Below are 13341 nucleotides of genomic sequence, written 5' to 3' on the forward strand. Positions count from 1 at the left end.
GCGTCTGGGGCCTCCGGTCTCCGGCACCGCCCTGCGGCAGGGGGCGGCCCGAATCGAAGGCCTTGGATGAGCGCGGCAAACCTCTCGAATAAGCCCGTTTTTCGGCAGGTCTGTTGCCTTTTCATCACCTTACGCCACGGCAAGCGATATATGTGACAAAAACCATAAGAATTGTCCTTGCCCGCTTTTCGCCCCCCTTTTAGAACGCCGGAAATCCTCCGAAGCAAGCCAAGCGCCAGCCCACGGACCCATAGTCAGGACGGGCCCATGCGCTTTACATCTCTCTCCCTTCGCCGCCGCGCCGTGCTCATGGGCACGAGCGCGCTTCTCCTCTCCGCCCCCGCCGCCGTCGCACAGGACGCCACCGTGCTCGATCCGATCCTGATCCTAGGTGAGGACGGGCAAATTCACGCGCTCGAAGGCTCGGACGAGGGTGTCGGCGCCACCGCGCTCGATGCCGATGCCATCGTCATTCGCGGCGACGGATCGGGCGATGCCAATACCGCGCTGACCACCTTGCCCCATGTGCAGGGCGATCCCGGCGACACGGATGATGCGGGCGCGAACATCGACGATGTGCTTGATCTTCAGCCCAAGGAACTGTCGATCTCCGGCGGCTCCCTGACCGAAAACACCTTCCTGCTCAACGGCGTGGATATCAACTCGGTCACCGGGACAACCCATCCGGGCACGAGCACCGATCTCAACCGCGAAGACAACCAACCCAACACCTACGCCTTCTACGGCCTGCATTCGCAGACCCAGTTCGTGCCCTCCTCGCTTCTGGAAGAGGCCGAAGTCCTCGACAGCGATGTTTCCGCCGAATATGGCGGGTTTCAGGGCGGCGTGGTGAAATACGAGCTGAAAAAACCGAACCCGGAAAAAGCCGAAGGCTCCGTGACGGTCAATTACAGCAGTTCCGATCTGACCGACTACACGCTTGCGACCGAAGACGGCGAAAACCCGAATGACATGATCAAGCCGAGCTGGACAAAGATCGAATACGCCTATGATTACAACCAGCCGCTGAGCGAGCGTTCCGCCCTGCGCTTCGGCTATTCGCGCCGCTCCGCCGAAGGCACCAAGGCCAAGGAACCGCAATATCTCGAAGACACGGTCGACAGCGACAGCCGCAGCGATTTCTACAGCCTCGCCTATAGCCACGACTTCCTCAATGGCGACACGCTGACCCTGTCCGGGCAATACACCGATTACGATCAGGACTGGGACAGCAACTATGTCCGCGATTTTCATCTCGATGTGAAAACGCAATCGCTGTCGCTCGATGCGAAATATGAAAAGGACTGGGACGCGCTGTCGATCGCAGGGGTTGATCTCAAGAACGCCAAGCTGACATTGCGTGCCATTCATCAGGACAGCACGTCTTCCAACGGCAACCCCCAGAACGAATATTACAACTGGTACGGCTCGTACCGGGGCGGTTTCTATACCGATGCGTTCGATGAGTGGTGCGATGCCGACGAGACCGGCAGCGAAAGCGTCTTGTGTCGCACCGGGGGCTTGGGCAGCACGGATTACTCCGATGTGAGCAACCGGCTTGAGGCCAAGTTCGAAAGCGAAATCTGGAACGGTCGCCTTTCCATGGGGGCTGCCATCGAACAGGTCGAGGCCAAGCGGAGCGGCTCCGGCTTTACCTTCTATTCCTCTACCACACGCCTCTCTGACGACGATGCGTTCGATGCCTTCATCTGCGCAGATGGCGACAGCGCCTGTATCGAAGACGAGTATTTCTCCGTTCGTATCTATCAGGAGGCCTATGACGTCGAAATCGAGGCCCTCGCCGCCGAAACCTATGCGGAATTGGAACAGACCTGGGGCGACTTCACTCTGCGGGCCGGTCTGCGGGCCGATTACAACGATGTGCTCGAAAACCTCGATCTCGCCCCGCGCCTGACCGCCACATGGAAACCGAATGACGCATTCTCCCTGTCCATGGGAGCCAACCGTTATTACAGCGACAGCTATCTGGCCTATGCGATCCATGACGCCGTGCCGCGCGGTCTGAACCAACGCCGCACCCATGACAGCACCACCGGCGAAGTCGGCGAGTGGTACACCAACAGCGTGCTCAGCAACTACTATTACACCCAGGGCGATCTGAAAACGCCCTATACCGACGAGATCTCCCTCACCGCGATGTATCGCGATCACTGGACCAATGGCGTCTGGCGGCTCAAGGGCATCCACCGTCTCGGCAAGGATCAGTTCGCAGCCTCCGAGGACAGCACCTCCCAGAACCAGACCCTGACCAACGACGGCAGCAGCGAATATACCTCCGTCTCGCTGGAATATGAGAACAACTGGGAGATCAACAGCGGCGCGCTCGACAGTCTCGGTCTCTATGTCTCCGGCGTCTGGGCGGATCGTGATGTGTCCTCGAACACCTATTTCCTCGATGACGAAGGCAGCCTGTCCTTCATCTCCTACAAAGGGAAAAGCTACAGCACCGCCGAATTCAGCGAGGTGACCGGCAATCTCGACATTCCCGTGCGCGCCACGCTCGAACTGCGCAGCACCTGGAAGGACGAGCGGGTCAAACTCGGTCTCGGTGCGGACATCACCGCGGGCTATAACGGCGTGATCGACACGGACTCGAATGAGACGCTCGTGCATGACACTTACGGAAGCCAGTCGCACGACATCTACGAGGATTACAAATTCGACACCGTGGTCTCCACCTACCTGACCGCCAAGGTGCAGATTGCCAAACTGCAACAGGGCACGGCGACGCTCGACGTCAAAGTCTCCAACCTGTTCAACGACATCGGCAATGTCACCTCCACCGATGACAACCCCTGGGTTCAGGGCCGCTCTGTCTATCTCGGAACCACTTTTACCTGGTAAGCGCATGACACAGACCTCCGCACTCCGTTCTCATCTCTGGCACATGCCCGTCTGGGCCGCTGTCACCGTGGTTCTGGGCGTGGGGGTCTATGACCGTCTCGAACTCACCCCGTCCGAGACCGACCGGCTGCGCCAGATCTATTCCGGCCCGTCCTCGGACTGGCCCGCGCCCTGGGTCGACGCCGGTGTCGCCTATGTCGAACTGGCCTCCGCCCCCCTGCCCGCCCTGCCCGAAGAGGGCAGCCGGGAGGCCTTGCAGGTCGCTTTGGGAGAGCGGCTGTTCAACGATCCGGTTCTGTCCGAGTCCGGTCACATCGCCTGCCAGAGCTGTCACAACCGACGCGAGGGCTGGGGCGACGGTCTGCCGCGTCCCTTCGGTCACGCCCGCACGGAAGGCCGCCGCAACGCGCCCGCGCTGTTCGCCGCCTGGGCGCGTCCGGCGTTTTTCTGGGACGGGCGAGCCGACAGTCTCGAAGATCAGATGATGGGGCCGCTGTCGGACCCGGCGGAAATGGCCAATCACGATCTGAGCGGCGTGACCCATCGCCTGAAATGGCTGGGCGGCTATCCCGAGGATTTCGCCGCGGTCTATGGCGATCAGGAGATCACGCTCGACCGGGTGGCGGGGGCATTGGCCGCGTTCCAGACCCATCTCGATGCGCCGACCCGGCTGGACCGGTTTCTGTCCGGCGAAACCGCCATGCTCAGTGATGAACAGATCGAAGGGCTGCACCTCTTCCGCACCAAGGCGCGCTGCGTGAATTGCCATATGGGGCCTGCGCTGATGGACGGGGAGTTCCACAAGATCGGCCTGACCTATTACGAGCGCAGCTATCACGACATGGGGCGCCATGAGATCACCGGTGAGGCGGCGGATGCCGGGGCGTTTCTCACCCCCAGCCTGCGCCATGTCTCGCGCAGCGGGCCCTACATGCACAACGGTCTGTTCCCGACGCTCCGGGGCCTCGTGAACCTTTACAACGCAGGCGGCGCGCGTCAGCCAGAGCAACCGGAACGCGCCGCCCGCGACCCGATGTTCCTCCCGGCGACCGAGGTCGACCCGCTGCTAAAACCGCTCGATCTCACGACGGACGAACGCGCGGCCCTGGTCGCCTTTCTCGAAGCGATCTGATCCTCCATCAAATATTCCATGAAAAAGGGCGCCCCGAACGGGACGCCCTTCTTGCATGTCCGAGGCGATCAGGCGGTCAGGTCGAACCGATCCGCGTTCATCACCTTGACCCAGGCCTTGACGAAATCCGCCACGAATTTCTCCGCGTTGTCGTCTTGAGCATAGACCTCGGCGTAGGACCGCAGGATGGAGTTCGAGCCGAACACCAGATCGGTGCGCGTGGCGGTGTATTTCACCGCACCGGTTTTGCGATCGGTGATCTCATAGACCCCGCCTTTGACCGGCACCCATTTGTAATCCATGTCGGTCAGGGTCACGAAGAAGTCCGGCGTCAACGCGCCTTCGCGCTCCGTGAACACGCCATGTTTCGTGCCGCCGTAATTGGTGCCCAGAACCCGCATGCCGCCGGTCAGAACCGTCATTTCCGGCGCGGTCAGCCCCATGAGCTGGGTGCGGTCGAGCATCAGCTCCTCGGGAGAGACCACATAGTCCTTCTTGAGCCAGTTGCGATAGCCATCGGCGATGGGCTCCAGTACGTCGAAGGAGGCCGCATCGGTCATCTCGTCGGTGGCGTCGCCCCGACCCGGCGCAAACGGCACGGTGATGTCAAAGCCAGCCGCTTTCGCCGCCTGCTCAATGCCCACGCCCCCGGCCAGCACGATCACGTCGGCCACCGACGCCCCGGCCTCTGCCGCAATGGGTTCGAGCACGGAGAGCACCTTCGCCAGACGCGCAGGTTCGTTGCCTTCCCAGTCCTTTTGCGGCGCCAGACGGATGCGCGCGCCATTGGCCCCGCCCCGCATGTCGGAACCGCGATAGGTCCGGGCGCTGTCCCAGGCGGTCGACACCATCTCGGAAATCGAAAGCCCCGAGGCGGCAATCTTCGCCTTGACCGCATCGACATCGTAAGAGGTCGCGCCAGCAGGCACCGGGTCCATCCAGATCAGGTCTTCGGACGGCACATCCGGCCCGATGTAACGGACCTTCGGCCCCATATCGCGGTGGGTCAGCTTGAACCAGGCGCGGGCAAACGTGTCGGCGAAATAGTCCGGATCGGCCATGAATTTCTGACAGATCGCGTTGTAGATCGGGTCCACTTTCATCGCCATGTCGGCGTCGGTCATCATCGGGTTGTGACGCTTCGACGGGTCGGTCGCATCCAGAGGCTTGTCCTCTTCCTTGATGTCCACCGGCTCCCATTGCCACGCCCCTGCGGGCGATTTGCGCAGCTCCCAGTCATGGCCGAAGAGCATGTCGAAGAAGCCCATGTCGAACTGCGTCGGATGGGTCGTCCATGCGCCCTCAAGACCGGAAGTCACGGCATTCGCCGCCTTGCCCCCCATCTTCGGGTTGGCCCAGCCAAGCCCCTGCATCTCGGGACCGGCGGCTTCCGGATCGGCGCCCAAAACAGACGCATCGCCATTGCCGTGGGTCTTGCCGACCGTGTGACCGCCAGCCGTCAGAGCCGCGGTTTCCTCGTCGTTCATCGCCATCCGGGCAAAGGTCTCGCGCACCTGCGCAGCGGTTTTCATCGGGTCCGGTTTGCCGTTCACCCCCTCGGGGTTCACATAGATCAGGCCCATCTGCACCGCCGCGAGCGGGTTTTCCATCGTGTCGGGCTTGTCGACATCGGTGTAGCGCTCGTCGGAGGGCGCGAGCCATTCCTTCTCAGCCCCCCAATAGGTGTCTTTCTCCGGGTGCCAGATGTCCTTGCGACCAAAGCCGAAACCGAAGGTCTTCAGCCCCATGTTCTCATAGGCAATCGTGCCCGCCAGAACGATCAGGTCGGCCCAGCTCACCTTGTTGCCGTATTTCTTCTTGATCGGCCACAACAGGCGACGCGCCTTGTCGAGGCTGACGTTGTCGGGCCAGGAGTTCAGCGGCGCAAAACGCTGGTTGCCGGTGCCGCCACCGCCGCGCCCGTCGGCCAGACGATAGGACCCTGCCGCGTGCCAGGACAGGCGGATCATCAAGCCGCCGTAATGGCCCCAGTCGGCAGGCCACCACTCCTGGCTTTCGGTCATCAGCGCATGCATGTCGGCCTTCAGCGCGTCGAAATCGAGGCCTTTCACCGCCTCGCGATAGTCGAAGGCCTCGCCCATCGGGTCGGTCTTGGTGTCGTGTTGGTGCAGAATGTCGAGGTTGAGCGCATTCGGCCACCAATCCATCACATTGCTGCCCATGGCGGTGTTGCCGCCATGCATGACCGGGCATTTGCCCGCCGTTTTCATATCATTACCGTCCATCTGGGGTCCTCCGTTGACTGACGTCCGGGTGGCCGCCTGCGCCCCGGCAAAATCGCCGTCGGTGCGACACGCTGTCACCTGTTGCGCCCAGAGGTAGCAAGCCGAATGGATAAAAAGAAATTGTATTATTTTTGATCTGAAATAAGAAAAGCTAATACAAAAACGCCCACCCGCACAGACATCAACGTGGGCATCAGCGTGGGCAAACCAGTTCCCGGTTGACGTTGCCCGAGTCCGAGGACAGGCAAGGGTCCTGCGGCACCGTCACCCCCGCCTCTTCCAGATAGCGGATCAAAGCTCCCTGTCCGATCTCTCTTCGCACGAAGCCGCGCAGATCGGCCAAAGGATCGGCAGACACGCCCACCACGGCCTTCAGCCGCGCCACCTCCGCCGCATCGCCGATCATCGCCGCCGCCGCCAAAAGAACCACATCGCGCGAGGGCTCCTGTTGCAGCGCATATTCTTTCCGCGCCATGTCGACGAGCCGCGCGTTCTTATGCACCAGCCCGGAGATCAGAATCGGCAGATACAGATAGGGCTGCGGGGTCGCACTGATGCGAATGCCGTCCAGCGCCGCCTCCCGCGCCTCCTCATGCAGATCGGCGGCCATATAGGCATAGGCCAGAACGCCATAGGAGGTCGGATTGGCCGGGTTCATGTCGATGGCATGGCGCAGATCGCGCACCGCCCGATCCGTATCCCCCTCCGCATTGTGAACCGCGCCCAGCAGCGTGTAGACAACGTCCGAACTCGGATAACGGTCGGCCAGCCGCTCGGCATAGCGCGTCACCTCCTCGGCGGAGAACTGCATCTCCGGCGACAAGGCTGCGACATCCATAAAGGGAAACTCCGGCACCGCATGCAACATGAGCGTGCCATAGGAAGACGCCGCAATCGGGTCCTCTTCCAGATGCGTCATCAACGGTTGGAAACAGTCATAGGCCTCGCGAAAGCGGTCCGGCGAGAGGCCATTGAGAAACGCATCCGTCAGCACGACACAGCGGAACGGCCCGGCGGTGGCGACGCGGTCGAACTCGCTCATCACGCCGCCTTGCGCGGCCAAGGTCCCGCTCACCTGCTGCGAAATCTCCCGCAACCCCGCGTAGACATCGCCATGTTCCACATCTTGCACGAAACGCCGCTGCAACAGCACCTCCCCGGTCGTCGCGACCGAGAGTTCGACGGCAAGATCGACCTCCCGCCCGAAACTAAGGATCGAGCCATTCAACACGTAATCCACCTGCGCCAGCGCGCGTTTGTCCGTGGCGGAGGGCAAGACATGGATTTCCGCCCGACCGAAGCGACCGAAATCGCCGGCAATCTGGCGCTGGATCGCCTTGCCGAGGTCCTCCTTGCCCGCATCGCCGGTGAAATTTCCAAAGGGCAGAATGGCGATCCTCGGGTAGGATGGAACCGGCGCGGTCGAGGCCCCGGTCTCGGCCCCGGTCTCCACCGTGGGCGAGACCGGCGGCACGCGCGCGCCATAGAGAAACGCCGCCGCGGCCAGCGCCAGTCCGACCAGAAGGATCCCCCCGAAACCGCGACTGCGACGCGACGGGACACGGCCGCGCGTCGCGGTTTGAGCGGGTTTGGGGGCCTGTGGCGCGGCCTGCGCGTCTTCGGCGGCCACCTCCTCCACGGCAACGGGCGCGGCGATCTCGGCAAGACCCAGAACATAACTGCCCCGCGGAATTTCCAGCCTGACGGCCTGCGGGTAATGCTCGTCGTAATAGGACGAGATGGCTTCGCGCAGACGCCGCATCCGCACCCGGACGATCGGGTCGGTGGAGGGGTCGAAATCGTCGTCCCGCCCGAGAAGATCCTGCGCGATGGCGTATTCGGTGATCTCTTCGCCCCGCCCGGCCAGATACTCCTCGGCGAGATAACTCAACAGAGCCCGGTTGGCTTTGGAGCGTGCGAAAGACGGGCTTTCCAGAAGCGCCGTTACCTCTTGTTGCACCAGAGCGGCCTTTTGCCCGCCTTTGGGTCCGTCCGGCAGCATGGGCGAACTCCTCAAGGACCATGTCGCATCACCTCGCACTGACGGCGAAAGTAACATGTTTCATAAGCGACAAAAGAGAAAATTCATCCAAAACCGCCTCAAAACGGCATGAAGAACGCTTTATTCGCCCCCCGCAACACCGCCCCGCAGCGGAGGTTACAAAATGTTACATCGGGGCGGACATCTGGGAGGGAGCCTCGTCTCGCCCCGCCGCCTGTCCGGTGAAACACTCTGAAACCGTTTGTTTCTGCAACACCGCATCGCTTTGCCGCACAATCTGGCCTCAAAGGAGAAAGATCATGCAGGACCAGTTCTCGTTTCCGGCCCAGAGCACGTCGCACACCCATTCGCAAATCGTTCCGCACGCACAGGGCGGGGCGGTTCGGACGACGTCTGCGAAGACCGCAGATCGGGACAACAGCCGCGACGGCTCTGCTGTGAAACGGCATGGCATCCTGCTGATCACCGCCTTGCCAATGGGCGACAGCCTCGCCCATCGCGCAACCGGGGACCTCAACCCCCGTGTGGCGCGCGATGCCGAAGAGGTCTCGGCCCATCTGGAGGCAGAATCCTTCCGGCTCGCAGTACTGGAATGTCACCCGGAGCGTTCCGATCTGGTTCAGGACGCGATCCGGCTGCACCGGAGTCTGCCGCCGGAAGACGGCACTGCGCTTCTCGGCATCAGAACTGTCGGAGAGGGATTGCTCGATCTGTTGCGCTACACGCCCACAGCGTCGAGCTACGCCTTCCTCTCCGCCCGCGACCACCAGTTGCGCGCCCATGTTCTGGAGCTTCTCTCCCTCTGATTTTCCCCGTTGTTCCCTGTCTGCCCCCCACCGGGGCGGATCTCAGGTGTTTGTACAGGAGTGTCCCATGAGCCTTCCCTCCCCTGCCAAGGCACGTCGCATGGTCATCGCCGCCCCTCCGGGTCAGTTGCGGCTTGCTTTCGTAACCGCCCCGATTGGCCCCAGCGACAACCGCACGCATTCGCCACGTTTCGACGCCCCGCAGCCCCTGCCGGACTTGCATGCGCAGGACAGCGCGCTGATCGACCGCCTGCTGGAAATGAGCACGCAGTATCACCACGAGGGTCAGGACGAGCTGTCCGCCCTGATCGACCGGATCGGGATGCGGTTGATGCAGATGTTTCTCGCGCGAAGCCCAGACACCCCTGCCACCGACCCGCAGGAAGCCCCGTAACGCAAAAGGCCCCCGCTTGCGGAACAGAACCGGACAGGGACGCATCCAGGTCTGCCCCGCAGGCGGGAGCCTCTGTGACGGCACGGCCCCGGACACGCCCGGAGCCGCACAAAAGCGTTATTCCACGATGACTTCCGCCGTCGGCCGCGGGGTCGTCGCGGTTTCGGCCGGCAGGATCGGCGTGGTGATCTCAGGCACTTCGCCGGTCAGCGAGCCGAGGAAGGCGACGATTTTGTCGGCCTCTTCATCGGTCAGTTCTTCGCCCAGCTGGCTTTCCGCCATGATCTGCACCGCCACTTTGAGATCCCAGACCTTGCCGGAATGGAAATAGGGCGCGGTCATCGCGATGTTGCGCAGCGGCCCGGCGCGGAAGACATATTCGTCATCCACCGTATCCGTCACGGCAAACCGGCCACGGTCGCCCTCGGGCAGAATGTCAGACCCCGGTTTTTCGATGAGACCGAAGGGATAGTAATCCTCGCCACCGACATTGACGCCGGAGTGGCAAGCGATGCAGCCCTTGTCCATGAACATTTCAAGACCGGCCAACTGCTCTTCGGTCAGCGCATTATCGTCGCCATTGAGCCAGCTGTCGAACGGCGCCGGGGTGATCAGCGTGGCCTCGAAAGCCTCGATCGCCTTGGCCATATTGTCGAAGGTGACAGGTTCCGCCTCATCCGGGAAGGAGGCCTCGAACCATTCGACATATTGCCCCATGGACGACAGGGTCGCGACGACGTTTTCCGGCGTGTTGGCCATTTCGACACCGGCCTGAACCGGACCTTTGGCCTGTGCCTTCAGGTCATCCGCACGACCGTCCCAGAACTGCGCCACGTTGAACACCGCGTTCAGCACGGTCGGCGAGTTGCGCGGGCCTTTTTGCCAGCCATGCCCCACCGAGGTTTCCATGTTGTCATCGCCGCCCGTGGTCAGGTTGTGGCAGGAATAGCAGGAAAACACACCGGAGGCCGACAGGCGCGGATCGAAGAACAACGCCTTGCCGAGGTCGATTTTCTCATCGGTGATCGGGTTGTCCGCCACGGCAGGCACCGTGGAGGGAAGCGGTTTGAAAAATTCGAGCGCAGTGTCTCTCAACTCATTTGCCGAGGCGACCGTGCCCCCCAGAACAGCGGCACTGGTCAAAAGGGCAATACGCGGTGCAAGTCTCATTAATCTCTCCCTCGCATAATAGAATGCAGTTTGACGATCGCGCGTCTGTGAACGAACTTAGAATCCTTCCAATTCCAAACCATGACTTAGATCAATTCCAATTCCAGAACCGGGCTTGACCGCCGCGCGCACAGCCGCCAAACCCGCCGTTCTTCCTCCGTCAACCCTTGCCAAGAAAGCGATCCGCGTCGTAAGCGGGAGAGACCTTTTGTCACCCGAGGCGATGTTTTGCTGCTGTATCGTGCCTTTCTGTTGTTTTTGAGCCCGATCTTCGCACTGGCCCTGCTGCGGCAAGTGCTGCGAGGACGTGAGAAGCCGCGCGATCTGGCGGAACGATTTGCCGCAGGCATCCCGCGCCATCCGCAGTCCTGTGCCACCCGGCTATGGGTACATGGCGCCTCGAACGGCGAGCTGACCGCCGCGCGCAGCCTCATCGAAGAGGCGCTGAACCGCGCGCCTGGGCTCGAGATTCTCGTCACCGTCAACACCGTGAGCGCCCGGCGCATGGTGCGCAAATGGCATCTGCCGCGCGTGCAGGTGCGGCTCGCGCCCATGGACCTGCGCCCGGTGCTGCGGCATTTTCTCGACATGTACGCCCCCGCCGCCCTCATTTCGCTGGAAAACGAGATCTGGCCCAATCGCTTCACGGTCCTGAAAAAACGCGGCATCCCGGTGATCGTCGCAGGCGCGCGCATGTCGGAGCGCACCGCCCGGCGCTGGTCCCACATGCAATGGCTCTTCGGCCCGACCATGCGCACGACCATCGGTGCGATCACCCGGCTGGCGGCGCAGGACACCGCCTCCGAGCAACGCCTGTTGCAACTGGGTCTGCCCACCGACCGCCTGTTGCCGCGCATGAACCTCAAGACCACGGTCGATCTGCAAGCTGCCCCCGAAGCCGCGCTTGCCGCGCTGCGCCCGCATTTCCCGCATGCCACGACGCTTTTGGCCGCCTCCACCCATGAGGGCGAGGAGCGCGTGCTGCTCGAAGCCTATGGTCTGCTGCGTCAGAGCCAGCCCGACGCCCGGCTGATCCTCGCCCCCCGTCATCCCCGGCGCGGCGATGCGGTGGCGCAGGAGCTGTCCCGCGCGGGGCTCGCTTTCGCCCGCCGCTCCCTGAACGACGATCCCGCCGCCGCGCCGGTTTATCTCGCCGACACGCTGGGCGAGATGGCGCTCTGGTATCAGCTTGCGGGGCTCTGTTTCGTCGGCGGTTCCCTCGGCCCGCGCGGCGGCCACACGCCCTTCGAACCGGCGCAGTTCGAGTGCGCCCTGCTGTATGGCCCGCATGTCTCCAACCACCTCGCCGCCTATCAGGCGCTGGCGGACATCGGCGGCGCTGTGGAGGTGACGGATGCCGCCGGTCTGGCCGCCGCCGCCGCCCGGCTGATGGCCGATCCCGAGGCCGCCGCCCAAATGGCACAGAACGCCCACACCGCCCTCACGCCGCTGCGCGCCGCCCAGATGCGGCAGGAGGCGTTCTGGAACGCGCTGGCCGATCTGCCCAAATTGCAGGCGCTGGCCTGAGCCACGGACGTTTTTGCTTTTCAGCCGTCACATGAGCTTGTTACTCATGCGCTAGTCTGTTGCACATCTGCCGGTTGGGGGGCCGCAGATGCAGCGGCGTCGGAGGATTTCGAGCAGGTGTCATTGATCAGAGCCAGACAACTTCCGGTCAAACTGGGCCGGGGCGGGAAAGACGGGGTGCGCACGCAGTTCGGCGCGCTGATCTGGCGTCAGCGCAAGGACAAATTGCAGGTGCTTCTGGTCAAATCCCGGCGCAGCAAGCGCTGGATCATCCCCAAGGGCTGGCCGATGCATGGTGAAACCCCGGTTCAGGCGGCGGCGATCGAAGCCTGGGAGGAAGCGGGCGTCAAAGGTCGCCCCGCGCCGATCTGCATCGGCCTCTATTCCTACCTGAAAACCCCGCGCGAGGGCGGTTTGCCGAAACCCTGCGTCGTCGCGGTGTTTCCGCTCAAGGCCCGCTGGGTGTTCGACAAATACCCGGAAATGCACGAACGCAAACGCAAATGGGTGTCCCAGAAAAAAGCCGCAAGCCTCGTCGCCGAACCGGAACTGGCGCAGATCATCCGGCATTTCGATCCCAGACATTACAAACTCTGAACCACGGAGCCGCCGCCAATCAGGCCGCCAATCAGATTGCCAAGCCCCCCAAGGGCGGCTAGTCTGGGGCACTTGCAAACCCGCATCAGAGACACCCCAGCCCCCGCCCCGACCATGATCCGCTACAGCCTCAAATGTGCCGAAGGCCACCAGTTCGAAAGCTGGTTCCGTTCGGCGGACGCCTTCGACACGCTGCGGACCAGCGGACAGGTGAGCTGTCCGGTCTGTGGCGCGACCGATGTCGAAAAGGCGATCATGGCGCCCCGGGTCAGCACCTCGCGGAGCCGCGCCGACGCCCCCGCCCAAGGGACGCCGCCCGCCACGCCCGCACCCGACATGTCTCCGCCTCCCAGCCCTGAGCAGATCGAACAGGCGGTCGCCAAGCTGCGCGCCGAGGTCGAGGCCAATTCCGATTACGTCGGTGTCGAATTCGCCGCCGAGGCCCGCAAGATCCACGAGGGCGAGGCCCCCGCCCGCGCCATCTATGGCGAGGCGAAACTCGACGAAGCCAAGGCGCTGATCGAAGACGGCGTGCCGGTTCTGCCCCTGCCGTTTACACCGAAACGGAAAATGAACTGACCCGGTTGCCCCCTCTTCGCGGC

10 protein-coding genes are annotated in these 13341 nt (G+C 62.8%); 7 read left to right on the forward strand and 3 right to left on the reverse strand.

The features are described 5' to 3' along the window. Positions 1 to 267 precede the first annotated feature (267 nt). Both V1471_RS10430 and V1471_RS10435 read left to right on the forward strand, forming a co-directional pair. Positions 268 to 2865, forward strand: a complete 2598-nt coding sequence (locus V1471_RS10430; protein WP_434288563.1) for a hypothetical protein — start codon at positions 268 to 270, stop codon at positions 2863 to 2865. Between the two features lie 4 nt (positions 2866 to 2869). After that, positions 2870 to 3997, forward strand: a complete 1128-nt coding sequence (locus V1471_RS10435; RefSeq protein ID WP_434288565.1) for a cytochrome-c peroxidase — start codon at positions 2870 to 2872, stop codon at positions 3995 to 3997. A gap of 68 nt (positions 3998 to 4065) precedes the next feature. Here V1471_RS10435 and katG read toward each other — a convergent pair whose 3' ends face one another. Continuing rightward, positions 4066 to 6243: a catalase/peroxidase HPI gene (gene katG, locus V1471_RS10440; protein WP_434288567.1), complete on the reverse strand. Its 2178-nt coding sequence runs from the start codon at positions 6241 to 6243 to the stop codon at positions 4066 to 4068. Positions 6244 to 6436: 193 nt separating this feature from the next. Further along, on the reverse strand, positions 6437 to 8245 hold the full coding sequence (locus V1471_RS10445) for a tetratricopeptide repeat protein (RefSeq protein WP_434288569.1): 1809 nt from the start codon (positions 8243 to 8245) through the stop codon (positions 6437 to 6439). Between the two features lie 299 nt (positions 8246 to 8544). On the opposite strand from V1471_RS10445, the gene V1471_RS10450 reads away from it, so the two are divergent. Next, the gene (locus V1471_RS10450; protein WP_434288570.1) at positions 8545 to 9051 is read left to right on the forward strand and encodes a hypothetical protein; all 507 of its coding nucleotides are present in this window, start codon (positions 8545 to 8547) and stop codon (positions 9049 to 9051) included. A 67-nt stretch (positions 9052 to 9118) separates the two neighbouring features. Continuing rightward, positions 9119 to 9445, forward strand: a complete 327-nt coding sequence (locus tag V1471_RS10455; protein WP_434288571.1) for a hypothetical protein — start codon at positions 9119 to 9121, stop codon at positions 9443 to 9445. Between the two features lie 117 nt (positions 9446 to 9562). Here the strand turns inward: V1471_RS10455 and V1471_RS10460 are convergent, their stop codons facing one another. Further along, positions 9563 to 10615, reverse strand: coding sequence for a cytochrome-c peroxidase (locus V1471_RS10460; RefSeq protein WP_434288572.1), 1053 nt, complete (start codon positions 10613 to 10615; stop codon positions 9563 to 9565). Between the two features lie 228 nt (positions 10616 to 10843). Here V1471_RS10460 and V1471_RS10465 point away from each other — a divergent pair, with 228 nt between their 5' ends. The 3 genes from V1471_RS10465 (at position 10844) to V1471_RS10475 (ending at position 13318) form a co-directional block, all read left to right on the forward strand. Beyond that, positions 10844 to 12142: a 3-deoxy-D-manno-octulosonic acid transferase gene (locus V1471_RS10465; protein WP_434288573.1), complete on the forward strand. Its 1299-nt coding sequence runs from the start codon at positions 10844 to 10846 to the stop codon at positions 12140 to 12142. 117 nt (positions 12143 to 12259) lie between these two features. Then, positions 12260 to 12739, forward strand: a complete 480-nt coding sequence (locus V1471_RS10470) for an NUDIX hydrolase (protein WP_096806808.1) — start codon at positions 12260 to 12262, stop codon at positions 12737 to 12739. Between the two features lie 114 nt (positions 12740 to 12853). Then, complete coding sequence (locus V1471_RS10475) at positions 12854 to 13318, forward strand: DUF1178 family protein (protein ID WP_434288574.1); 465 nt, start codon at positions 12854 to 12856, stop codon at positions 13316 to 13318. Positions 13319 to 13341: the final 23 nt, after the last annotated feature.

Origin of the sequence: Celeribacter sp. SCSIO 80788 (assembly GCF_051054295.1) — a bacterium.
GTDB lineage: Bacteria > Pseudomonadota > Alphaproteobacteria > Rhodobacterales > Rhodobacteraceae > Celeribacter.

Bases quoted from the DNA above. Each gene is read 5' to 3' on its own strand.
- V1471_RS10450 (WP_434288570.1), top strand. From the start codon at position 8,545: ATGCAGGACCAGTTCTCGTTTCCGGCCCAGAGCACGTCGCACACCCAT.
- V1471_RS10455 (WP_434288571.1), top strand. From the start codon at position 9,119: ATGAGCCTTCCCTCCCCTGCCAAGGCACGTCGCATGGTCATCGCCGCC.
- V1471_RS10445 (WP_434288569.1), bottom strand. From the start codon at position 8,245: ATGCTGCCGGACGGACCCAAAGGCGGGCAAAAGGCCGCTCTGGTGCAA.
- V1471_RS10460 (WP_434288572.1), bottom strand. From the start codon at position 10,615: ATGAGACTTGCACCGCGTATTGCCCTTTTGACCAGTGCCGCTGTTCTG.
- V1471_RS10475 (WP_434288574.1), top strand. From the start codon at position 12,854: ATGATCCGCTACAGCCTCAAATGTGCCGAAGGCCACCAGTTCGAAAGC.
- katG (WP_434288567.1), bottom strand. From the start codon at position 6,243: ATGGACGGTAATGATATGAAAACGGCGGGCAAATGCCCGGTCATGCAT.
- V1471_RS10435 (WP_434288565.1), top strand. From the start codon at position 2,870: ATGACACAGACCTCCGCACTCCGTTCTCATCTCTGGCACATGCCCGTC.
- V1471_RS10430 (WP_434288563.1), top strand. From the start codon at position 268: ATGCGCTTTACATCTCTCTCCCTTCGCCGCCGCGCCGTGCTCATGGGC.